The sequence below is a fragment of the Nitrososphaera viennensis EN76 genome (assembly GCF_000698785.1).
Taxonomy (GTDB): domain Archaea; phylum Thermoproteota; class Nitrososphaeria; order Nitrososphaerales; family Nitrososphaeraceae; genus Nitrososphaera; species Nitrososphaera viennensis.
Genome location: NZ_CP007536.1, coordinates 178,923 through 198,473, shown reverse-complemented (window position 1 = coordinate 198,473; position 19,551 = coordinate 178,923). Strand labels below are relative to the sequence as shown.

Sequence of the window (19,551 nt, the reverse complement as noted above, 5' to 3'; positions counted from 1 at the left end):
ACAATATATCGGCCTGATCGTATAAAAGAAACTCTGATGTTTCTAGCCTGCCTATAAAATTATTATAGAAAGCAAGTCCGGCAGGCGTGACAGAGGAAAAAAATCTGCCAGAGCGATATGTCACTGTTTTGGTGGCGCGTCGAGGGGCACAGGGTACTTTATCACGTCGCCCGTGCTCCCTATCTGCAGCTGCCCGAGGTCAGCAAGGGTGTCGATGTCGTTCATCTTGATCAGGTTGCCTGCAGACACGGTGTACAGCACGTCGCCGATGTAGAACGACCTGCTCACCTGCATGCCGTAGTAATAATTGTAGTACGGGTCGGTCGCGTTGCTGGAGTGCTCTACCGTTCCCTTTAGCGCGATTCCCGAGTCAGGGCTCACGCCAAAGACGTAGAACCCGCGCCACACCTTTGGAGGAATGTAGCGGCCGTCCGGCGCGTACTTTCCCTCTGCGTCATAGGTGTTAACAGGTATGGAAAGCACGTTTGGCTCCTCCTTACTGAACAGCAGCGCCTTGTGGTCCCAGAGCACTTCCGAGTCCGTGCCCTGCCCCGGTATCACATAGTCGTCTACCAGCTTTGGATTTGCCACGTCGGACACGTCAAAGAGCGCCAGCTTTACTCCAGTCTGCGTGATGCCACCATAGCCGTTGTCCTTGGTGTCCTTGCCGATGCCGATCACGTGGTCCTCGTCGTACGGGTGCAGGTACGTCGAATATCCGGGCAGTTTCAGCTCGCCGAGCACCTTTGGCGTGTCCTCCGAAAGGTCGATCACAAAGAACGGGTCTATCCTCTGGAACGTCACGAGGTAGAGCCTGTCGCCGATAAAGCGGGTCGAGTACATCGTCTCACCCGGCTGTATCTGCTCCAGCTTGCCCACCGTCTGCATGCTTTCTTTGTCAAGCACGTAGACGTTGCTGTACAGGCCCTGCCCGTACGGCGAGTAGTACTCGACCGTGGTCGCAACCCTGAACCTGTCTCCACTCTCGTCCATCGAGAACTGGTTCAAGAGCCTGCCGGGGACCTCGCCCCTTGCCCCGTAGTCTATCTCGCCGTTTGGCCCGATTGCTATCCTGTGTATGACAGTCTTTGTCGCGTCCTTTTGCGCCTGCGCGTCATAGTCGGCAAGCGATTTCTGGATCTTGTCAAACAGCTGGGTCTTTTCCGACTCGGACATGCCGTTGTACGTGTCTTCAAGGATCCTCGCTATCCTGTCCCACTTGTCGGATGCAGGAACAGACGTATCCGCGTCTACCGCCCTTACCTTGGCCTGCGCGTCCTGCGGCAACAGCGGCACCACCGCTTTGAAGAAGCGGTCGCGGCTTGACTGCTCGTAATAGTTGTACGGCAGGTATTTCGGGTAGGCGATGTAGATGTTGTCCTGCGACACGTACAGGGTCGACGCGGGGTTCATCATGAACGTCTTGGAATCTATATCATCCTTGTCGGACAAACCTATTGATGTCACGGTGTTAAAGTTGTAGTACGGCTCAGGGTTCTGGAAGTAGTAGATGTCCGGCGCCACCACCGTCCTTGACGACTCGGTTATCTTTGGCACAAGCGGCTGGCGGTAGCTGTACAGGTCGCTTGCCGTGACAAGGTACACGCGGTCGCCTATCATCCTGGCGTCGTGGTACGTGCCGCTTACAACATAGTCGTGGACCGTCTTGGGGTTTGCCCTGTCAGAGACGTCGAGCACGAGGGCGTGCGTCTTTGGCGTGTACACCGGCTGCGGCGCAAACTCGTACTGCGGGATTACATAGTCCTGCGCGTATTCCGTGTAGAACACGACAAGCGTGTCGTTGTTCAGGAACATCTCTTGCAGGTACTGGCCGTTTTTGATGTCAAGGCCGACCTTGGCGACTATTGTGGCGTTCTCTGGAGGGTACACGTCAGATATAGTCAGCTTGTCGCCCGACAAGACGTATGCGTACTTGCCGTCGTTTTTCACAAAGTCGGGCTCGTCGACTCCGGCCACCTGGTTGTTGGTGCCAGAGAACACGCCGGTACGCTGGCCGTTTTCAGTAAATGTGGCAGCCTCGCCAGAGGCGGATGAAGGACCCATGACTGCACCTGGAGCCGGAGGAGCTGTTGTACGCGCGTCGGAATCAGCAGTCGCCCCAAGGTTAAACTTGCTGAAATTTTCAGGTATCCCCGTCTGCGCGGTACTAAATGCGTTGCGGCTGGCCTCGACGTTTGTCAGGAACGCCCGCAGCTCGTCAACCGAAGAGAACTTGGCGATGTTCTGGGTAGGGGCCACAGTAAACACCGGAGGAATGCCAGTAGTAGCAGTAGTGCCATTTCCACCCACAAAAGTCGTGGGGCCCGGCCCACCCCTGGTGGCAATGTTGCCACCGATAGACCCCAGTACTAGCACAAAGCCTATGGCCGCAGCAATTCCAATGCCAGCCATCCCATACATCGAGTAACGTGCCATTCTCTATTTTCTGAACCTCTCTACCGTCATTATTAACCAACCGATCCATCTTAATTCTACACTTTAGAACACTCCTTTTTGGCGCCCGCGTTCCACCTTTTGCGGCTAACTTCGATAGATAACGTATTCTACTGCCATGATGCATAATTTTTGCAGGTTTTGATATAATATTTACAAAAAACAACCTGCAAGGGAGCTCGTCAACTGGCTATAAAACAGCCGTTCTGGAACGTAGAACGGCCTTCTGGAACGCGTTCTGAAACCTAGGCTTAGTTATCATGCCCTTGCAATATAGGGCGTCATGTCATACCAGAACATGAAGAATAACCGCAATCTTGTGCTGATTGCAGGCATACTTGCAATCGGCCTTGTGGCAGCCAGCATACTTGGCGGCCAGTCAATGACAGCAGCTGCACAACAGCAGCCAACGCAGAACAACGGCAACAGCAATGGCAATAACACCAAGCCTACAGTGAGCACGACGGGCACCGCAAGCACCAGCGTGGAACCTGACAAAGTCAGCGTGACCATAGGCGTCGAGACAAACGGCACGACCGCAGAAGAAGCAGCGGCCGCAAACGCCGAGCTGATGCAGAAGGTGATTGACGCGCTCAAGGCACTTGGAATCGCCGACAGCCAGATCGCCACCAGCCACTACAGTATCTACCCAGTGTACGACATGGTAAGCCCGGTATGCATCGAAATCTACCCGCAGCCCCCGGAGTGCAAGCCGAGGAGCGAGATCACAGGCTACAGGGCAGTCAACTCTGTCACAGTGACGGCTGACGCAAGCTCTGACATCGGCAAGATAATCGACGCGGCGGTAGGCGCAGGCGCGAACAACGTGAACGGCGCGTACTTCTTCATCTCCGAGGCAAGGCAGCAGGAGATCCGCGACAGCCTCATCGAGAAGGCAATCGACAACGCAAGGAGCCGTGCAGACAAGGCGGCAAGCGCAGTAGACATGAACGTTACAGGCGTCCACGCGATAAACCTCAACGACGTCTACTTCCCGGTCTACTTTAAGGAATTTGCCGCAAGCGCAGACGGCGGAGCGCCAACAACCCCGATAGTTCCGGGCCAGCAGCAGGTCACGATGAACGTCCAGGTCGTCTTCACGATGGGTTAAGGCGGATAACCGCCCCCATCCCCTCCTCTTTCTTTTTCTTTCGCCTCATTTCAACGCCTTGTAAAGCGCAAGCCTTTTCTTGAGAAGTGCTATTTCCTCGTCCTTTGCCCTTAGCTTTTCCTTCAGCCTCGCTATCTCTTCCATCAGCTCCTGCCTGCTCCTCTTGTCATCCGTGTGTCTGTAGCCGGAGATGGCCATCGGCAATAGTCGCACGGAGCAAAGAAAAGGCATCGACAGCTGCCAAATTCACCTCTAGCTCTAATTTAGCTGATACTTACAGAACCTTTTTCCTGAATTCTTAATACCGTTTTATGCGCATCTACGACATGGGACTATTGACGTGGATAGTGGTGGGAGTGGTAGTCCTTGCGATCATCGGCCTTGGGTGGCAGACCTTCTTTTCCGGCATAGTCCAGGGCGCCAAAAAGATAGGCGACAACCCGGTGATAGAGAACGTAACAAACGCCGCAAAGGACAGGCTTGACGACCTGACCGGCGATATAGTGATAACGAGGCCCGCGTAACAACATACAGGTATATACCTGTGAGCAATACTGCTGCTGTAGTTGAGGTGTATTTTGACGGCCTCTGCCTGCCCAAAAACCCGGGCGGCATTGCGTGCTATGCCTACGTCATCAAAGAAAAGGGCGGCAGGCTTTTGCATAGTGGCTCCGGAGTTGCTGCAGAGCCATCTGCCCAGTCCACAAACAATGTCGCCGAGTACACCGCCCTCATAAAGGCGCTGGAATGGCTTGACGAAAACGGCTATACCTCTCACTGGGTAGAGGTAAAGGGCGACTCGCAGCTGGTCGTCAAACAGATGAACGGCGAGTTCCGGGTAAAAAACAAGCAGATAATCCCGCTCTTTCAAAAGGCCGCGCTCTTGAGGAGAAAATTCCGCGACATCTCGATAGCGTGGGTTCCCCGCGAGCAGAACAGCGAGGCAGACAAGCTGAGCGAGAGGGCCTACAACAACGCGCTGCTGGAAAACCCCGGCCTTCTTGACATGATAAAATGAGGAGAGGCGCGTGCTCACGCAGAAGTAGTGGTGAGCTGCGCCCCGCCAAAGTAGACCGAGAACGACTGGCACCAGATTATCACGTTGTCGTACCTTGAGAGGTCTATTCCGTCTGGCAGGTCGTAGTTCTGGTTGCCGCTGCTGGCCTTGAGCCTCCCGAGGCTGACATAGTCGGCGTTGCTTTTGTCGGCAGAGAGGTACACGTAGAGGTCGGGGCCGTTTGTGACCTTGAATTCTTCAAGCCTCAAAACAGAGCTGCCGCTGCCCAGGTGCAGCACCCTTGCAGTCCCTTCCGCGTTGTGAAAGCCGTCGCCGGCGCCTGCAAACGTCCCGCCTGTCTCAACAAGCACCTTGTCCTTCATCATAGCATCATCTTCAGTCGAGCCTTTGTCAATTTCTGCCTCGTCCTTGGACATCATCGTGCCATCCGGCTTCCGGTCGTTGTCGTCTGCCATCGCATCCTCTTCATTTTTTTCTGCCATCATCGCGTCACCAGCGTTTGCGATAGGCGACGGCTCGTCTATCATGGTCGTGATAAAGAGAGGAGATGCGGCGTACACCGTCGCCGGCACCAAGATGGCCGCTGCGACGATCGCCGCTATTGTGACGCGCTTGTTCATGTGCAAACCAGCGGCCGTCATTATTAAAACCATTTTTCCAGATCCCATCCAGATTTATTCACATCTCGTTGTCATAAAAATGACTGACCAGTCAGTATACTTATTAGCCCCCGCCAGCAATCAACTACCGTGGACGCAGGGGAGGGACTCTGAGACGCCAAAGGTGACAAGTGCTCACAAGGCCGAAGTGCGCGACAGGATAATCCAGGCCGCGATTGAGAGTTTCTCGCAGACCGGCTACGACAAGACCAAGATGGACGACATTTCGCGCCGGCTGGGCCTGAGCAAGGGCACGCTGTACCTGTATTTCAAGAGCAAAGAGGACCTATTTTTGGGAGTTTGCGAGACGAGCCTGAAGGCAGGCGACGGCCATGACGCGCACCTGTTCACAAAGAAGGAAAACGCCGCCTCTGACGCCGAGGAGATCTTTGACAACATCCGCAGGCGTGAGCGCGGAAACGACAGGGTGATGCTGGAGATGGTAGTCGAGTCCACCCGGAACCCACGTCTCAAAAAGGCGATGTACGAGTACCACCTCAAGGTGCACGAGCATGTACTTGAGGGGCTCAAAAAGAAGGTCGGCGAGGGATTTATCAGAAAGGACGTAGACGTTGCCGGCCTTGCAATAGCACTCGTCGCGCTCTATGACGGCCTTGCGGTGAACAGGATGCTTGGCGTGAGCGATTCCGTGAACAAAAAGGCATGGGTGGCGATGCTAAAGGCAGTCATCGCCGGCTCCAGCTAGTCGCTGTACGTGACTTTAACCATCCTTGCCTGCTCGGGGTCTGCCGGCGCATCGTTTGCGTCCGTTTTCAGGGCTGCAATCTTGTCGACAACGTCCATGCCGGATGTCACCTTGCCAAAGACGGTGTACTGGCCGTCGAGAAAGTTAGAGTCCTTCAGGACGATAAAGAACTGCGAGCCGGCGCTGTTTGGGTCCATCGCCCGGGCCATCGACAGCACTCCCCGCGAGTGCTTGGTCTTGTTGAACTCGGCTTTTACGCTCCATCCCGGGCCGCCTGTTCCCCACCGGCCCTTGTTTGCCGCGCTCTTTGTCAGAGGGTCGCCTCCCTGGATCACAAACCCGGGCACTATCCTGTGGAAGAGCGTGCCATCGAAAAAGCCGCTAGAGGCAAGCTTTCTGAAATTCTCGACGTGCTTGGGTGCAACGTCGGGGAAGAACTCGATCGCGATGTCGCCGTGCTTTGTCTGAATCTTGGCAGTTGGCATAGAATAGCAGTGGTTGCCACTGGCAGGTATTTGAACCTGCGTGAGGGAAAAGGTCATTTATCAGAATCGACAATCATCTAATGTATACATGCACGAGTACCTCTCACCGTTAAAGCCAAGGTATAGCGAATGCAAGTGGTGCGGCAAGCGCACAGCATACTCGTGCATCCGGTGCAGCTACTGCTATTCTTGCCACCCTGCAATCGAGTATGCAGAGAGGACAGGGCTGGGCGCGGCCTGAGATGCATCTCTCCCCCTCTCCCGAGAGTGTCTCCCACGTTATAAGGGCCGGAGCAAGCTTCTCTGCACTTGAAGCATTTCGTCGGGTGCGCAGGGTGGAGGTTTGGCAACTTTTACCCGCAGGCGCTTGCGCCAAGGGAGTACCTTTCCCACTATTCCCGGGTGTTTGACGTCGTCGAGGTGGGCGTGCCGGCCACCTACGAGCACTCGTTCTGGAGGTGGGCGCACGAGACGCCAGAGGGCTTTCGCTTTGTCGTCAGGATACCAGAGCAGGCAGCAGCAGAAGAGGATAGCGTCGAGCTTGGAAACCTGCTTGAAGCTTTCAGGCCGATAGAGGAAAAGACGCTTGCGGTGGTGATAAGGACGCCGCAGGGCCTCACACTTCAGGACGGGCGGCGCTGGCTTGACAGAGTGCTTGCCACCTCCACCTACCACGGCTACTCGGCAATCCTCGACTTTGCCCACCCCTCATGGTTTCAAGACACCACGTACAACGTACTGAGGAGGCACGGCGCGGCCATGTACTGGAGGAGTGGAAGGAACGTACAAGAAGCTGCTGTCGCCATCACGTCGGATTTCATTTTTCTCAGGCTTTCAGGCAACGCCGGCAACTGGAAGGCCGAGTTTGAAATGGCCCTCAAAGAAGCGGGGCAGGATGGGCAGGTTGACATGTCGATAATAATCGCAGACAGCCCGGGCGGCGCAAACGCCGCGCTCACGCACCTTGGCCTGCCAGAGCGCAAGTACGCCGGCCCCATGCCTGCCCCTGCCCTGCCCGTGCCTGCGCCAAGGTGGTCCCCAGGCAGCAGGATGATCCTCTGCGTCGACCTCAACGCCTTTTACCCTTCCTGCGAGGAGCTGCGCGAGCCGGCCCTCAAGGGCAGGCCGCACGCCGTGATAATGACTGACCAGCCTGCCGGCAAGATAACGCGCGGCGTGGTATCGTCCTGCTCGTACGAGGCGCGCAGGTTTGGCGTCAGGTCGGCCATGCCGCTTGCAAGGGCGCTGGCGCTGTGCCCCGATATGGACCTCCGGCCAGTCGACATTGCGTACTACAAGCAAGTGTCCGAGAAGGTGATGGAAGTCCTTTCAGGGTTTGCAGACGTGATAGAGCAGGCAAGCATAGACGAGGCGTTCCTGGACTGCACGGCAAGGGCCGCTGCCGGCGACGCAAGCCCCTACGAGTACGCGTCGTCGATCAAGAGGGCGATAAGGGAGAGGTGCGGCCTTTCAGTCTCGATAGGAGTGGCGCCTTCCAAGTCGGCGGCCAAGATAGCGTCTGATTTCAAAAAGCCTGACGACATCACCGTGGCCTATCCTGACAGGCTGCAGGATTTCCTTGCGCCTCTCGAGGTAGGCAGGATCTCAGGCATCGGCCCCAAGACCCAGCAGGAGCTGAAAAAGATAGGCATCGCAACCATAGGCCAGCTTGCGGCATGCGACGTGCAAAAGCTGACGTCGCGCTTTGGCAGCAGAAACGGCCTGTGGATGTGGCAGGTGGCAACAGGCGCAGACAGCGACCCCGTCGTTCCAAGGGAGGACCACGTCTCGATAAGCACGGAGCACAGCCTTGAAGTACATGCAAAGGGCAGAAAGGAGGTCCTTGCAGAACTGACCGCCCTTTCTGACGAGCTGTACGCCAGGGTGGCAGGGCATGGCTACCTGTTTCGCACGGTGGGCGCAAAGATAGTCAGGGCCGACTTTTCCATCGAGACGAGAGAGATGTCGTACCAGGGTCCGCAGCAGAGGCGCGAGAGCATCCTTGCGGCAATTCCGCAGCTGGTCGACAGGTTTGACCTTGACGCGCCGGTCCGAAAGGTCGGCCTGCGCGTCACCAACCTGAGCCACCCCGGGAGGCAGGAGGCGCAGCGGACGCTCCTTGACTTTTTTGCAGGACAGGGAGGGTGAACGCGTTTTCCGCGGCGCGTCTACAATGTCAACCCACAGCGTTTATAGCTACAATCCTGCGACGCAGTATCATAATTATGGAACAAGGTTCCGGAACGCTGCTTCAGGACAGGCTGTTTTACTGCGAGCGCTGCAGCACGGTGTTCCTGTCAGACGAGGACGCGCACATGCACGAAAAGCTCCTCGGCCACGTCATGTGCCACCTTGCGCCTGAAGAAGAAGGTCAAGGAGGGGCTGCCCGGCTTACATATATGTAACACGTGTGGATATGTACACACAGATGGACGCAGGCGCAAAGCGGTTCCTGTACCAGCAGATCCTCTGGCTTGGAATCTACTTTGCAATAAGCATCGTGATCACCATGTTCATCGACTTTCCGTACTCGCTCATGGTGCTGCTGCCAATCATCTTTGGCCTTGCGTACTATCGCAGGTACCGCTTTATGAAGCAGGTCGGCGGCCGGCAGGGCTCGCTGTTTGGAAACCCCTTTGGCCAGAAGGATGGCGAAGGTAGCAGCAGTATCAACTATTACTGCATCAGCTGCGGCACCAAGCACAACAAGGTGTCGTGCCCAAACTGCGGCTCCAAGATGAAAAAGGCAGGGTTCTAGGTACTGACTGAAGCTGCCGGAAGCGTCTCTTGTAACTCCCAGTTGGTCACATCGTGCTTGTATTTACATTGGTATATCTGGATCAGCAGGCCACCATCTTTTGATTCTTTTTGCATGGCTACTTTATCTTCTGCATCATACGTCTTTGTTACGGATCCGCCACCTTCAAAATTATCAGTACGAGCGGAGCATGAATGCTTATGGGGGCCAACTGTTGGCACAGAAACTACTTTGTCATACCTATCCTCTTCACTCCAGGAGGACGATTCGCATAAAAACACCACTACAAATCCCTGATAGAATACACTTGCAACTCTATCTCCAGCTTCCCAATGCCTGCCGGCATCATCATTGCAGCCGGGATCCAGCTCGTCAGATTGCGGCCTGAACGCCGCAGCCGGTTTCAAAGTGCCGCTTACAACAACAAGTGGCGCTAACACTAGAGATAATTCCGTGGCTATCGAAATTATTATTACTACCACGAGATCTCTGGAGCAGAGATGCTTCTTGTTTGTTGGCACACACGTCAATTTCCATCTGCAGAAATAAAAAATGACAAGTAATAAGAGTAAGAATGAATATTCGACATTAATTCTTCGAATTTGTAAATCTTGGCGCAGCATTGGTTTTGGAACTCGTTCTTCCGCGGTAGGGAATGGGAAAAGAAATTCGGGGGCAGGTACTAGTAGAGACCATATCAAAACGTTCAAGATAAATTCTTCCTCGTTGGACGTTATCACATTGATGATAACGATGATGGTGGTAGTGGAGATAATGTCTCATGGTTCCAAAGAATCTGACAACGCTTACACCTTCGGATATTGACGCATTATTAGAACTACTAACTCAAGAGGAACGGTACGTCATGTTGTTGATGCTCAAAAACCCGAATGAGGTTAAAAAAAGAGAATGGCGGGTGAAGCGTTTGAAATATCTAGACGACCTTTCTCAGAAGTTAGAGTCTCTAAAAAAGCAGGATTGAGCCACGCATATGCGTATACGCTTCATGACGTCCTGCAAGAGCACCTTGACTACTTTTGGCAGAGGCTTGTGCTAGATACTCGACGTGTGTGGTGTAATTGCCTTTTAGCCAAAAGTAAGTGAACAGGCTTGCAAAATCTGCCTAGAGAGGCTCAGCCTTGAAAATGTTAAGGTGATGTCATATTGATAAATTCGTCAATGATCTGATACATGGCATCAAAATACCTCATGCATATTAGAGATGCCCATTTAGTAATTCCGTTGTAATTATTCTATGATAATCGAATTACACATAATGATATTCAAGATTTGCCTTATCAAATATGATATACTTAATCGGTCTGCAAACCACTTAAATAAATCTCACACTATCAGGTATGTGATGTCGAACAACCAAACGACGAAACTTGTGCTGGCGGGAGTTGTGCTCGTGGCTCTCGTTGGGATGATAACGGCGACCGCGTTGCCTGTAGATAAGGCCTTCGCGGATAGAGACCATAAGAAGAAGAAAGACCGCAGCGATGGAGGACGCGGTGGAGATGGCGGAGATGGCGGAGATGGAGGCTTCTGTCCCGGGAAACACAATGACTGCTATGGCGGTCATGGCGGAGATGGCGGAGATGGCGGAGACGCTGGTGATCGCGGTCACGGTCACCGTGGCGGTGGTGACGGCGGCGACGGAGGAGACGGCGGCGACGGAGGAGACGGCGGTTTCTGCCCAGGCAGGGACAATGACTGCAGTGGCGGCGACGGCGGCGACGGCGGCGACGGAGGAGACGCGTAGTAACAAGTAGTAACACCAACACGATACACATACCGAAAATGGGTGGTAACCCTTACCACCCGATTTTTTCTATTTAATAGAGGAATTACAAAAAAGTCTTCTTTTTTCCAAATAAATGTGCAATTTTAGAAGGATTTAAATAAATCCGTAACAATATACATACCATGTCAAAAAATCTTTCGAAGACACAAATTCTGTGGCTTGGTCTAATGGTTATTGCACTCGCTGTTGCATACACAGGTGTTGCATACACAGGAGCCACTAAAGCGAATGGTGCCGGTGGAGCTGGCGGAGCCGGAGGTGACGGCGGCGATGGAGGAGCTGGCGGAGCAGGTGGTGGTGCCGGTGGAGCTGGCGGAGCCGGAGGTGACGGCGGCGATGGAGGAGCTTGTGGAGAACCAGGAGAACCTGGCGAGCCGGGAGAGCCTGGAGAACCTGGAGAACCGGGTAGCAATGGCGGCGGTGCCGGTGGAGCTGGCGGCGAAGGTGGTGCAGGTGGAGCTGGCGGAGACTGCTAGGAGGAAAACAAGAATTAGCTCCGCCATTTTATTTACCACTTGCGCTTGCGGCAGGCCATGTCTTGAGAATTGAATATTTTTTGAGTTTCATACAGGACAGCGAGATACTCAAAAAGAAAAATGGAGAAGAGTTCTGTCTATGTAAGAGGTACTCTTCATTATTCCTTCTACTCTTACATCTCGGCAGAGTGCGAAATGCTGTAGAATGAATGATGATGGAAAAGCCTGTCTGAAACGGCTGAAGTGGAATAGCCCTTTTTCGCCCTGACAAGTGGTTATTCATTCAGAAGGAAGTTATTCGAAAAAATTATATTAGGCAGAAACCTGTGGATTTTCTAGTACAATCTCAAATAATATGACAATTATACGTTAGGATTTCAAAATAATGGTCTTATCTATTATTATTGTTAATTATTATTGCTAAGACATTATAATCAGCATCTGCTGTATATTATGATGATGTCATATCCAAGAGGAAGCAACCTTGTGTCTTTACTGGCTGTACTAGCCGTTGGCCTTGCGATTGGATCCTATGCAATCGTGCTGCCAGATGCTTATGCACGATCCAGTGGAGATGGTGGACGCGGAGGAGATGGTGGCGATGGAGGAGATGGTGGCGATGGTGGACGCGGAGGAGATGGTGGCGATGGAGGAGATGGTGGCGATGGAGGAGATTGTGAAGACGGTGGACAAGGTGGAGAAGGCGGCAAAGGTGGAGAAGGCGGCAAAGGTGGAAAAGATGGACATGGCGGACACGGTGGACACAGGGGACATGGCGGACACGGTGGACACTGTGGACACTGAAAGCACTGGAACATAGAATATCAAAAAGGGTGATAACTCTCGAGCTATCACCTGTTATTTTTTTGCAAGATGAATCGTCGAAATTTCGCACACGTGCAGTATTTCCAACAATCCTATCTTTCCCATGCTAATTTGATCCCGTATCGTCCACCAGCTTATGTCAGAGGTATTTCTTTTACACAGCATATGCACGGTAAAATTCTTACAGGACAGGCCGCTTATTCCCCTTTTGATGTCAAATCTAAAGAGGAGGCATCACCCAAGACAGTCCAAACGATGCATGACAGCCTAGCATGCGCCAGAACAAGAGCGGCGGAATGCAGCGTTTCGCATGCCGCGGCCGCAAGCGCACAAAAGAAGTAGCGCGTGCTGGGGGGGCGTGATTGCGCTTGCAAATCAGATCTTTATCCGGTACAGGTTGCCCCGCGACACGACAACGGTTTTCCCGGAGCGGCTTATCTCATAGTCGACCCGCAATATCCCATATCCCTTCTCCTCTTTTTTTGATGCAATCCTGTACCTGACGTCAAGCGTGTCGCCTGCGTACACCTCTCCCAGAAAACGCGTCTGGCGCCCTGCCCACTCTGGGTCGCCGTCCATCCCGTACAGGAGCATCATGCAGTCAGAAAATGCAGGTAGGCGCGTCATCTCGCCCTCAGCCCTTGCGATGACCGCCCTGCCCGGTACGAGCGTGCCCTTGATGCCCTCCTTTTCCGCAAGCTCGCGGTTTTCGTGCAGGACGTTTCTCGTGCGTGCAAAAGAGATGTACGCGTTAAAGTCGGCCTCGCTTATCGTCGTGGACGCGGAAAATTCCTGGCCGACGGCAAACTCACCAAACTTCATTCGCTAAAATTCGCGCAGCCTTGCTTTTATACCTACGCCGCGAATTTCAGTCCGGCGTGCCTGACTATTATTATTCTGACATTTCCGAGATGAATTTCAAAGTTTCGAAAAAGCAGCAAGAGTTTTTGGGCGGGATCGACGCGGCATGCAGGGAGATAAGGCCGTACGAGGACGAGGCGTACCTTGCAGAGAGGCTCAACGACAAGGTCGTCCCGGTGTTTGGCAGGATAGGGATGCTCGGCTGCCCGATATCAAAAAGATACGGCGGCCTTGGCCTTGACATGCTCACCTACGCGCTTGCCATCGAAAGGATAGGGCAGGAGGGGAGCTCGCTTCGCACGTTCTTTTCCGCGCACATTTCCATCGGTCAGCTGGTGCTGCAGGGGTGGGGCAATGAAGAGCAGAAAAAAGAGTACCTGCCCGACACTGCCACCGGCAAAAAGGTTATGGCGTTTGCACTCACAGAGCCGGCGGCCGGAAGCGACCCGGCGGCAATGACGACGACGTTTGAGGAAACGCCGGAAGGGTTTTTGTTGAAAGGCAAAAAGCATTGGATTGGAAACGGCACGTTTGCCGGCGTCATGACGACGTACGCCAAGGACCCTTCCACGGGCAGGGTGTCGGCCTTTATCGTCGACGGCGATGCAAAGGGACTCAGGGTGGAAGAGATGAAAAACAAGATGGGCCTTTTCACGGTCAAAAACGCCGAGATCTATTTTGACAGGTGCACAGTCCCGAAAAAGAACCTGCTTGGCAGAAAGGGCCGGGGCCTGAGCATCGCGTACAGCGCGCTAATCGACGGCAGGCTCAGCGTGGCCGCCGGCGCGGTCGGAGTCATGGAGGACTGCCTTGCTGAAGCAGTGGCGTACGCCAAGTCGCGCCACCAGCACGGAGGGCCGCTTGCTAAAAAGCAGCTTGTACAGGAGCACATTGCAAGGATTGCAGTCGATATTGAAAGCTCGCGCTGGCTTGTTTACAGGGCGGCAGCTGCAAGGCAGAAGCTCCATGAATACGTCGAAGGCTTGAAAGAAAATGAAAAATGGCTCGGCAGGCTTGGCAGGCAGAACAGAGAATACGCGGCGCTCAGGTGGGAGGCAGACAGGCTTGCCGCCATTGCAAAATTCCATGCAAGTAACCGCTCGTTTGAATGCGCCAACAGGTCGGTGCAGGTGTTCGGCTCTGCAGGATACAGGAAAACCGCCCGCGTTGCGCGCCACTTTCTTGACTCGCGCGCAACTATTATCTACGAGGGCGCAAACGAGGTGCTGGAGCTCAAGATAGCGTCAGGCGTTCTAGGTGACGAGTATGCGGCGTACTAGAGGCTTGCCATCAGTTCAAGCCCCTCGTCGACCTCCTCGCCGGTGACCACAAGCGGAGGTATCGCGCGCATGGCCTTCTGGCCGGCAGGAAGCAAGAGGAGCCCGCGCCGGAACGCCTGCTGCAGGGCCCAGTCGCGGCTCTCCTTTGTGTCAAACTCTATTCCGATCATAAGGCCAAGGCCGCGCACGTCGATTATGCCATTCTTCTTGCCGACAAGGTCGGCAAGCCCCTTTTTCAGCCGCTCGCCCATCACAAGCGCGTTTGCAAGGAGCCTGTCGCGCTTTATCACTTCAATAACGGTTGTGCCCACCGCAAGGTCTATCCTGCTCCCCCCACCCCACGTGCTTGAAAGCACGCCCGGCTGGCCGGGGTCGTAGTCGCTCCTGTACGCCGTGGCGCCCACCTGCAGGGCCTTTGCCGCGCTCATGATGTCCGGCAGGACGCCATAGTGCTCAAACGCCCACCACTTGCCGGTCCGGCCCATCCCAGACTGGACTTCGTCAAGTATCAGTGGCACGCCATATTTTTTGGTCGCATTGCGCAGGTTCTGCACAAACCGCCGGCTTGCGATATTGTAGCCGCCTTCTCCCTGCACTATTTCGGTCAGCACAAACGCCGCCTTGTTTTCTGCGAGCACCTTTTCAACAGCGTCGATCTCTTCGTCGCCGTCAGTGGTGCAGAACTTTATTCTCATCACGGCAAGCTCGGGAAAGCCAGCCTTTTGCACCGGTTTGCTATACGTAAACGACAGTGCGCCAAGCGTCCTCCCGTGGAAGCCGCCTGTGCACGAGACGCCGGGGAGGACCGGCAGGCCCTCTGCAAACCTCTTTCGATAAGCAATCTTGATAGCGTTCTCGACTGCCTCTGCGCCAGAGTTTATGAAAAACGCCTTGAAGCCGTCGGGGAGCACAGAGACAAACTGCTCTGCAAGGTCGGCGTGCTCCTTGCAGTAAAAGTCCTGGCCGGCAATCTTGTGCGCGCCGTTCCGGCTCATCTCTGCGAGTACGCCGATGACGTCAGGGTGCGAGTAGCCGAGCGGGCATGCGCCAATGTTTGACGTAAAGTCAAGAAACGAGTTGCCGTCGATGTCCTTTACCACGCAGCCGCTGCCGCTTGCGATGACAAGCGGGTACGTAAATGTCGAGTCGTAGCAGTTCTTTTTCAGGACGGCAATAACATCAGATGCTATTGGTCCGGGAAGCTCGCCTGATACCTTGGCGTATTTCACGGAAGTGGTTTGACAAAAGTCGCTATTAAGGTTGGGCTACTACTACAACAACACAAAAGCTTGCCTGCCGCAAAAGTGCCTGTGCAGGTATCGTCGTCGCGGCAAAAAAGGCGCAATGCGAGAAGGTCATTGGGGATTAGGGTTTTCTTCAAGAAGCACGGGAATCTCCATGGTCGTGTTTGCCCTGACCACGGTAAAGCGCATCGTTTCGCCCACCTGCCTTTGCTGAAAGTCCTGCTGGATCTCTGCAAAGCCTGTCACCGGCCGGCCGTCGACTTCTATTATGATGTCGCCACCTACACGTATTTCCCGGCCGTCCACCGTGACTGCCCTATCGCCGCCCCTTATGCCCGCCTTTTCTGCAGGGCTGCCGGGCACGACTCCCACGACGAGAAAGCCCGACTGCTCGCTGGTCCCCATGGCGCTTGCTATCGCAGGCGTCAGGTTGACTCCGGATATGCCCGTCCATGGCCCTCGCTCAGTCTGCGGAGGTTGGACGGTCACAGGGTTTGTACTAACGTACGCAAAGGAAACCCCCACCACGGCAAAGAGTATCGCAAACGCCGCGCCGGTGCTTGCCAGGCTGTGTGCCACGAAATATTTCCACGCAGGCGCGTGATAACAACTTTTCTGTTAGATGCTCCCGTATTTTGCAAGAGGGGTCTTGCATGACTTGCAGCCAAACATCGCCACCTTGGCGCCCTCCCGGACCTGCGACAGGTCGCCGATTATCAGCCGCCCCTGCTCTTCTGCGGCCTTCATGCGCTCCATGTCGCCTTCCTGCACCCCGTAGATTATCGGAATGATCCCGACTATTCTATTGCAAGCGTCGCAGAATCCCTCCGACACGCGCCGCGGGTTTTTCCGGTGGTATTCTGCGTGGTGGCGCTCGGCCTCCTCTTTGGTGAGGGCAAAGGCGTCTGCAAGCCGGTAGTTTATCCGGTAGAAAATAGGGTCGCCCTCGTCGTACTCGTTTCCCTTCAGGTATGATGAGTGCAGCTCCCGGAGCATCCTTTCAATGTCGTTGTTGTCCTGCTCGCGGGCCATTTCCGCCTGCCTACGCCTGCTTCTTCCTTATCTCTGCGTCGTAGCTGTCGACCAGCTGCTCATAGTGTCCCCGGGTCCTGCCAAGCGAATGCAGTTTTGCTTCTTCCGTCTTGGCCAGCTCCTGGCCTACCTGAGCGGCTTTTCCCTGCAGCATCATGTCGGCCATCGCAAACAGGCGGAAATTCTCCTTTGTCAAATGCTGCGAGACGTGGCCGGTATAACTGCGAATGTCCGCCACGAGCTGGTCTGCACTGCCAGTCTGGACGTACGCCCTGGCAGACGCGTCCATCTTTTCTGCAAGCTGCTTTGTAATCTCGTGCTCAAAGAGCATCCTTGCTATCGGCCCGCCCTCCCTTGGCATGCCGCCTTTTTCCAGCGTCGGGAACAGCGTGTCTTCCTCCTTGCCGTGATGGCAGACATTGGTAAAGTTCTTTGTAAAGTCCAGCGCCTGCTCAAGGAATGGCGCGGGGATGGACTTGCCGGCCTGCAGCAGGTCCGCGGTTACGTTGAGCGCCCTCATCATTTTTTCGATGAGGAAATGATCGTTGCGCAGCGATTCTGTAGACGACATGGCATTTTTTGAATGAGAGCCAGCATATCAACATTATTGGCACATAATGATCACCGACAGGCTTATTGGCGCCGGCGGCAATTATTGGGCAGTATGCTGTTTCTTGTCATCGACACAGTGAAGCTTGAATTCGTCGGACCCGAAGTCGCAATTGCGCAGATGAAGATGCTCCAGCAGACCTTTGCCACGTACCAGGAGCTGAAGGACCAGGGCAAGATCAAGTTTGCGTACGCGTTCGCAGACTCGCCTGGCGGGATGATCGTCCTTGACGTGGCGTCAAACGAGGAGCTGCAGCAGGTGCTGTTCCTGTTACCGTCGATGCCTCTGGTGCAGAGGGCAGTCCGGCCGCTGACAGAGATAAAGTCAGTCGAGAGCATCGTTACAGAGCTCCAGACAATAGTAAGCTCCATGCCAAACCCGGAAAAGAAGGGCCAGAGCTAGAACGCCGAGTGGTTCTCGCGCAAAAAGGCAAGCACCTTGTCGATGGCGCGGACATAGTCCGAGTCGACGTCAAGCGACATCAAAAGATAGTACTTGTCATAGCTGTCTGACACTATCGGGATGGTGGCCCTCACGAGGTTCTCGAATTTGCCCACCACGTACTGCATCTTGCCCACCTTTGACATGAACTTGCCGCCTGAGACGGCGCCGGTGAGTAGCACAAGCTGGCCCGCGTACTTGGCCGTTTCCTCCTTGGTCGCAAGCGGTACGAGGCCCTCCCGGTACACGGTCGCTATCAGCAGGCCCAGGTGATCTGCAAGTGCCACAAAGCGTATCGAGCCTTCAAGCCCGAGTATGCGGCTGCACAGTTCGTCGTACTGCACATGCACCGGTGCCCCCAAAGGGCTTTGTTAAGGTTCTGATACAGAGCTTATGCAGGACGCTTTTTGTTACAGCACGCCAGTCGCTGCTGCAGGGCATTTAGCAATATCCAACACAATCAAAACCGTGCGCTGCGCGCAATCGACATTAGCAGATTGATGTCAAACCTAGAGCATGAAAAGATACATAATTCATCAAATTTGAATAAACTGTATCTAAAATATAGTTTACTACAAAAAAGACAAGATAAATGCAATTCAAGGCAGTTTTTTATATTAGAACTGCATAATACAATTGAATGATAGTGCCGACACCCGATACTTGAGGTTGGCGCTTGGCGGCATACGAAGAAAAACAAAAACTGCATCGGAAGGTGAAAAACCGCGACTTTGACGGCATGGGCTGAACAGGTCGTTGGTGCAGGATCGCCAAGCGCCGTTTACCTTCTTTTCTCCTTCTTCTGAAGTTTTTACCGCAAGCTAAAGAACCTTCTCTTCTTCTTTTCCTGTTTCTGTGCGGCAGGAAAGATTTCGCGTACCCTTTCCTTGACGTCTTGCGGCATGTTCCTGTCTTTTAGAATCATGTGCAGGTCCTGCTCGTTTATCGCAAGGCCAGACGGGCTTATGCGGTAAAACCACTCGATGTCGGCGTCGCTTACTGCATCAACCGGGTTTTCGCAGCCTTTCATGCCGCAGTGCAAAAGAGGCTCCTTTGCAAAGCTGATGTGCCCGTCATGGCATCGGTAGATCGTCACAGCTCGTCCATCCCGAAAACATGGTAGCACTGGTTGCACTTGAACTTCTCTTTGCCCGGCGTTCCTGACATCACGACGAGGTCGCCCCGGGCCTTGCACTTGGGGCACTTTCCATAGACTGTTTTTCTGGCCATCTGCACAATATGTGTGGCAGAGCCCCTTTTTGAATTTTGAACGCAAGACTCTCTAGATGCAGAGACAAAAACACAGCCAGCTGGGCTATGCCTGTGTTTTTTCCCACGGAAAAACTATCCACCGTTTGTGGTTCAGCAGCTTCCCGTAGGCGCCAAATTCCTGGCTGTAGCGGCTCATGCAGAATACAAATGTGCAGTCAAAGCCCCGCGTGGCTCTTGCCACTTTTTGGTAAATGTCGCCAGTGTCATAGATGTCGTCGACGACGAGGTACTTCTTTCCTGCTTCCAGGCGTGGCATTTCCGCTTCAACTATCTGCTTCTCGTGGACAGGGATTAGCATTATCCGGCGGATGCCAAGCTCTTCAGCCAAGAGTTTGGCAGGGATTATGCCGCCGTTTGCTATTGCCAGTATGCAATCGTATTTTGCTATAGCTTTGCCATGCAGGGCTGCGGCAATTTTGTGCACCAGATCCTGGATCTCCTGCCAGCTGCAGTACTCCACACCGTCTGGTCCATTTCCGGGCTGCATGTACGTTTCCTCCATTAACTACCCT

The 19,551-nt window shown here is 54.1% G+C and carries 28 protein-coding genes; 14 read left to right on the top strand and 14 right to left on the bottom strand.

Annotated elements, in window-relative coordinates; translation table 11 throughout:
• Positions 1 to 120: 120 nt before the first annotated feature.
• Complete coding sequence (locus NVIE_RS01085) at positions 121 to 2,436, bottom strand: beta-propeller domain-containing protein (protein ID WP_084790547.1); 2,316 nt, start codon at positions 2,434 to 2,436, stop codon at positions 121 to 123.
• A gap of 316 nt (positions 2,437 to 2,752) precedes the next feature.
• Here NVIE_RS01085 and NVIE_RS01080 point away from each other — a divergent pair, with 316 nt between their 5' ends.
• On the top strand, positions 2,753 to 3,565 hold the full coding sequence (locus tag NVIE_RS01080; protein WP_158435023.1) for an SIMPL domain-containing protein: 813 nt from the start codon (positions 2,753 to 2,755) through the stop codon (positions 3,563 to 3,565).
• A 45-nt stretch (positions 3,566 to 3,610) separates the two neighbouring features.
• On the opposite strand, the gene NVIE_RS14690 is transcribed toward NVIE_RS01080, so the two are convergent.
• Positions 3,611 to 3,796 (bottom strand): hypothetical protein, encoded by a 186-nt coding sequence (locus NVIE_RS14690; protein ID WP_144239392.1) that lies wholly within the window; start codon positions 3,794 to 3,796, stop codon positions 3,611 to 3,613.
• A gap of 80 nt (positions 3,797 to 3,876) precedes the next feature.
• Here NVIE_RS14690 and NVIE_RS01075 point away from each other — a divergent pair, with 80 nt between their 5' ends.
• Both NVIE_RS01075 and rnhA read left to right on the top strand, forming a co-directional pair.
• Positions 3,877 to 4,089, top strand: coding sequence for a hypothetical protein (locus NVIE_RS01075; protein ID WP_144239391.1), 213 nt, complete (start codon positions 3,877 to 3,879; stop codon positions 4,087 to 4,089).
• Positions 4,090 to 4,109: 20 nt separating this feature from the next.
• On the top strand, positions 4,110 to 4,583 hold the full coding sequence (gene rnhA / locus NVIE_RS01070) for a ribonuclease HI (protein ID WP_075053628.1): 474 nt from the start codon (positions 4,110 to 4,112) through the stop codon (positions 4,581 to 4,583).
• 14 nt (positions 4,584 to 4,597) lie between these two features.
• On the opposite strand, the gene NVIE_RS15810 is transcribed toward rnhA, so the two are convergent.
• Positions 4,598 to 5,203, bottom strand: coding sequence for a DM13 domain-containing protein (locus NVIE_RS15810; protein WP_075053627.1), 606 nt, complete (start codon positions 5,201 to 5,203; stop codon positions 4,598 to 4,600).
• A gap of 163 nt (positions 5,204 to 5,366) precedes the next feature.
• Here NVIE_RS15810 and NVIE_RS01060 point away from each other — a divergent pair, with 163 nt between their 5' ends.
• Complete coding sequence (locus NVIE_RS01060; RefSeq protein WP_075053626.1) at positions 5,367 to 5,948, top strand: TetR/AcrR family transcriptional regulator; 582 nt, start codon at positions 5,367 to 5,369, stop codon at positions 5,946 to 5,948.
• Here the strand turns inward: NVIE_RS01060 and NVIE_RS01055 are convergent.
• Positions 5,945 to 6,433: a peptidylprolyl isomerase gene (locus NVIE_RS01055; protein ID WP_075053625.1), complete on the bottom strand. Its 489-nt coding sequence runs from the start codon at positions 6,431 to 6,433 to the stop codon at positions 5,945 to 5,947. The two genes, NVIE_RS01060 and NVIE_RS01055, sit on opposite strands and share 4 nt — an antisense overlap.
• Positions 6,434 to 6,521: 88 nt before the next feature.
• Between NVIE_RS01055 and NVIE_RS15090 the strand changes: the two genes are divergently transcribed.
• From NVIE_RS15090 to NVIE_RS01035, 4 genes are all read left to right on the top strand, one after another.
• Positions 6,522 to 6,674 carry a hypothetical protein gene (locus NVIE_RS15090; RefSeq protein WP_158435022.1) on the top strand — a complete coding sequence of 51 codons (153 nt, stop codon included), beginning with the start codon at positions 6,522 to 6,524 and terminating at the stop codon, positions 6,672 to 6,674.
• 68 nt (positions 6,675 to 6,742) lie between these two features.
• Positions 6,743 to 8,581, top strand: coding sequence for a DNA polymerase IV (gene dinB / locus NVIE_RS14505; RefSeq protein WP_084790545.1), 1,839 nt, complete (start codon positions 6,743 to 6,745; stop codon positions 8,579 to 8,581).
• Between the two features lie 77 nt (positions 8,582 to 8,658).
• Positions 8,659 to 8,838 carry a hypothetical protein gene (locus NVIE_RS01040; RefSeq protein WP_075053624.1) on the top strand — a complete coding sequence of 60 codons (180 nt, stop codon included), beginning with the start codon at positions 8,659 to 8,661 and terminating at the stop codon, positions 8,836 to 8,838.
• Between the two features lie 23 nt (positions 8,839 to 8,861).
• A complete protein-coding gene (locus NVIE_RS01035) occupies positions 8,862 to 9,191 on the top strand; it encodes an ABC transporter ATP-binding protein (protein ID WP_144239390.1) in 330 nt (109 codons plus the stop codon).
• Here NVIE_RS01035 and NVIE_RS01030 read toward each other — a convergent pair.
• On the bottom strand, positions 9,188 to 9,712 hold the full coding sequence (locus NVIE_RS01030) for a hypothetical protein (protein ID WP_144239389.1): 525 nt from the start codon (positions 9,710 to 9,712) through the stop codon (positions 9,188 to 9,190). The two genes, NVIE_RS01035 and NVIE_RS01030, sit on opposite strands and share 4 nt — an antisense overlap.
• A 260-nt stretch (positions 9,713 to 9,972) precedes the next feature.
• Here NVIE_RS01030 and NVIE_RS15085 point away from each other — a divergent pair, with 260 nt between their 5' ends.
• The 4 genes from NVIE_RS15085 to NVIE_RS15765 all read left to right on the top strand — a co-directional run bounded on the left by NVIE_RS15085 (position 9,973) and on the right by NVIE_RS15765 (position 12,294).
• Positions 9,973 to 10,173 (top strand): hypothetical protein, encoded by a 201-nt coding sequence (locus tag NVIE_RS15085; protein ID WP_075053621.1) that lies wholly within the window; start codon positions 9,973 to 9,975, stop codon positions 10,171 to 10,173.
• Positions 10,174 to 10,693: 520 nt separating this feature from the next.
• Positions 10,694 to 10,966 carry a hypothetical protein gene (locus NVIE_RS16015; RefSeq protein WP_075053620.1) on the top strand — a complete coding sequence of 91 codons (273 nt, stop codon included), beginning with the start codon at positions 10,694 to 10,696 and terminating at the stop codon, positions 10,964 to 10,966.
• Between the two features lie 260 nt (positions 10,967 to 11,226).
• Entirely contained in the window at positions 11,227 to 11,547 is a 321-nt protein-coding gene (locus tag NVIE_RS01015; RefSeq protein ID WP_075053619.1) for a hypothetical protein, read from the top strand.
• Positions 11,548 to 12,030: 483 nt separating this feature from the next.
• The gene (locus NVIE_RS15765) at positions 12,031 to 12,294 is read left to right on the top strand and encodes a hypothetical protein (protein WP_158435021.1); all 264 of its coding nucleotides are present in this window, start codon (positions 12,031 to 12,033) and stop codon (positions 12,292 to 12,294) included.
• 380 nt (positions 12,295 to 12,674) lie between these two features.
• Here the strand turns inward: NVIE_RS15765 and NVIE_RS01005 are convergent, their stop codons facing one another.
• Complete coding sequence (locus tag NVIE_RS01005) at positions 12,675 to 13,121, bottom strand: MaoC family dehydratase (protein WP_075053618.1); 447 nt, start codon at positions 13,119 to 13,121, stop codon at positions 12,675 to 12,677.
• 56 nt (positions 13,122 to 13,177) lie between these two features.
• Between NVIE_RS01005 and NVIE_RS01000 the strand changes: the two genes are divergently transcribed.
• Positions 13,178 to 14,440 (top strand): acyl-CoA dehydrogenase family protein, encoded by a 1,263-nt coding sequence (locus NVIE_RS01000; RefSeq protein ID WP_144239388.1) that lies wholly within the window; start codon positions 13,178 to 13,180, stop codon positions 14,438 to 14,440.
• Here the strand turns inward: NVIE_RS01000 and NVIE_RS00995 are convergent.
• The 4 genes from NVIE_RS00995 to NVIE_RS00980 all read right to left on the bottom strand — a co-directional run bounded on the left by NVIE_RS00995 (position 14,437) and on the right by NVIE_RS00980 (position 17,287).
• A complete protein-coding gene (locus tag NVIE_RS00995) occupies positions 14,437 to 15,669 on the bottom strand; it encodes an aminotransferase class III-fold pyridoxal phosphate-dependent enzyme (protein ID WP_075053616.1) in 1,233 nt (410 codons plus the stop codon). The genes NVIE_RS01000 and NVIE_RS00995 overlap by 4 nt on opposite strands.
• A gap of 126 nt (positions 15,670 to 15,795) precedes the next feature.
• Positions 15,796 to 16,263, bottom strand: a complete 468-nt coding sequence (locus tag NVIE_RS00990) for a S1C family serine protease (protein ID WP_075053615.1) — start codon at positions 16,261 to 16,263, stop codon at positions 15,796 to 15,798.
• 39 nt (positions 16,264 to 16,302) lie between these two features.
• On the bottom strand, positions 16,303 to 16,716 hold the full coding sequence (locus NVIE_RS00985; RefSeq protein WP_075053614.1) for a hypothetical protein: 414 nt from the start codon (positions 16,714 to 16,716) through the stop codon (positions 16,303 to 16,305).
• A 10-nt stretch (positions 16,717 to 16,726) separates the two neighbouring features.
• Positions 16,727 to 17,287 carry a hemerythrin domain-containing protein gene (locus NVIE_RS00980; protein ID WP_075053613.1) on the bottom strand — a complete coding sequence of 187 codons (561 nt, stop codon included), beginning with the start codon at positions 17,285 to 17,287 and terminating at the stop codon, positions 16,727 to 16,729.
• Positions 17,288 to 17,380: 93 nt separating this feature from the next.
• Between NVIE_RS00980 and NVIE_RS00975 the strand changes: the two genes are divergently transcribed.
• Complete coding sequence (locus tag NVIE_RS00975; protein WP_075053612.1) at positions 17,381 to 17,728, top strand: muconolactone Delta-isomerase; 348 nt, start codon at positions 17,381 to 17,383, stop codon at positions 17,726 to 17,728.
• On the opposite strand, the gene NVIE_RS00970 is transcribed toward NVIE_RS00975, so the two are convergent.
• From NVIE_RS00970 to NVIE_RS00960, 4 genes are all read right to left on the bottom strand, one after another.
• Entirely contained in the window at positions 17,725 to 18,111 is a 387-nt protein-coding gene (locus NVIE_RS00970; RefSeq protein ID WP_144239387.1) for a hypothetical protein, read from the bottom strand. The genes NVIE_RS00975 and NVIE_RS00970 overlap by 4 nt on opposite strands.
• A 467-nt stretch (positions 18,112 to 18,578) precedes the next feature.
• Positions 18,579 to 18,863, bottom strand: coding sequence for a hypothetical protein (locus NVIE_RS00965; RefSeq protein ID WP_075053610.1), 285 nt, complete (start codon positions 18,861 to 18,863; stop codon positions 18,579 to 18,581).
• Positions 18,860 to 18,997, bottom strand: coding sequence for a hypothetical protein (locus NVIE_RS15070; protein WP_158385223.1), 138 nt, complete (start codon positions 18,995 to 18,997; stop codon positions 18,860 to 18,862). Before NVIE_RS15070 ends, NVIE_RS00965 begins: the two co-directional genes overlap by 4 nt.
• Positions 18,998 to 19,082: 85 nt before the next feature.
• Entirely contained in the window at positions 19,083 to 19,526 is a 444-nt protein-coding gene (locus NVIE_RS00960; protein WP_158435019.1) for a phosphoribosyltransferase, read from the bottom strand.
• Between the last annotated feature and the right edge of the window lie 25 nt (positions 19,527 to 19,551).

Excerpts from the sequence above, each read along its gene's own strand:
- NVIE_RS01085 (WP_084790547.1), bottom strand. The coding sequence starts at position 2,436 with ATGGCACGTTACTCGATGTATGGGATGGCTGGCATTGGAATTGCTGCG.
- NVIE_RS01080 (WP_158435023.1), top strand. The coding sequence starts at position 2,753 with ATGAAGAATAACCGCAATCTTGTGCTGATTGCAGGCATACTTGCAATC.
- NVIE_RS14690 (WP_144239392.1), bottom strand. The coding sequence starts at position 3,796 with ATGCCTTTTCTTTGCTCCGTGCGACTATTGCCGATGGCCATCTCCGGC.
- NVIE_RS01075 (WP_144239391.1), top strand. The coding sequence starts at position 3,877 with ATGCGCATCTACGACATGGGACTATTGACGTGGATAGTGGTGGGAGTG.
- NVIE_RS15810 (WP_075053627.1), bottom strand. The coding sequence starts at position 5,203 with ATGAACAAGCGCGTCACAATAGCGGCGATCGTCGCAGCGGCCATCTTG.
- NVIE_RS01055 (WP_075053625.1), bottom strand. The coding sequence starts at position 6,433 with ATGCCAACTGCCAAGATTCAGACAAAGCACGGCGACATCGCGATCGAG.
- NVIE_RS15090 (WP_158435022.1), top strand. The coding sequence starts at position 6,522 with ATGCACGAGTACCTCTCACCGTTAAAGCCAAGGTATAGCGAATGCAAG.
- NVIE_RS01040 (WP_075053624.1), top strand. The coding sequence starts at position 8,659 with ATGGAACAAGGTTCCGGAACGCTGCTTCAGGACAGGCTGTTTTACTGC.
- NVIE_RS01035 (WP_144239390.1), top strand. The coding sequence starts at position 8,862 with ATGGACGCAGGCGCAAAGCGGTTCCTGTACCAGCAGATCCTCTGGCTT.
- NVIE_RS15085 (WP_075053621.1), top strand. The coding sequence starts at position 9,973 with ATGGTTCCAAAGAATCTGACAACGCTTACACCTTCGGATATTGACGCA.
- NVIE_RS16015 (WP_075053620.1), top strand. The coding sequence starts at position 10,694 with ATGGAGGACGCGGTGGAGATGGCGGAGATGGCGGAGATGGAGGCTTCT.
- NVIE_RS01015 (WP_075053619.1), top strand. The coding sequence starts at position 11,227 with ATGGTGCCGGTGGAGCTGGCGGAGCCGGAGGTGACGGCGGCGATGGAG.
- NVIE_RS15765 (WP_158435021.1), top strand. The coding sequence starts at position 12,031 with ATGCACGATCCAGTGGAGATGGTGGACGCGGAGGAGATGGTGGCGATG.
- NVIE_RS01005 (WP_075053618.1), bottom strand. The coding sequence starts at position 13,121 with ATGAAGTTTGGTGAGTTTGCCGTCGGCCAGGAATTTTCCGCGTCCACG.
- NVIE_RS00985 (WP_075053614.1), bottom strand. The coding sequence starts at position 16,716 with ATGGCCCGCGAGCAGGACAACAACGACATTGAAAGGATGCTCCGGGAG.
- NVIE_RS00980 (WP_075053613.1), bottom strand. The coding sequence starts at position 17,287 with ATGTCGTCTACAGAATCGCTGCGCAACGATCATTTCCTCATCGAAAAA.
- NVIE_RS00975 (WP_075053612.1), top strand. The coding sequence starts at position 17,381 with ATGCTGTTTCTTGTCATCGACACAGTGAAGCTTGAATTCGTCGGACCC.
- NVIE_RS15070 (WP_158385223.1), bottom strand. The coding sequence starts at position 18,997 with ATGGCCAGAAAAACAGTCTATGGAAAGTGCCCCAAGTGCAAGGCCCGG.
- NVIE_RS00960 (WP_158435019.1), bottom strand. The coding sequence starts at position 19,526 with ATGCAGCCCGGAAATGGACCAGACGGTGTGGAGTACTGCAGCTGGCAG.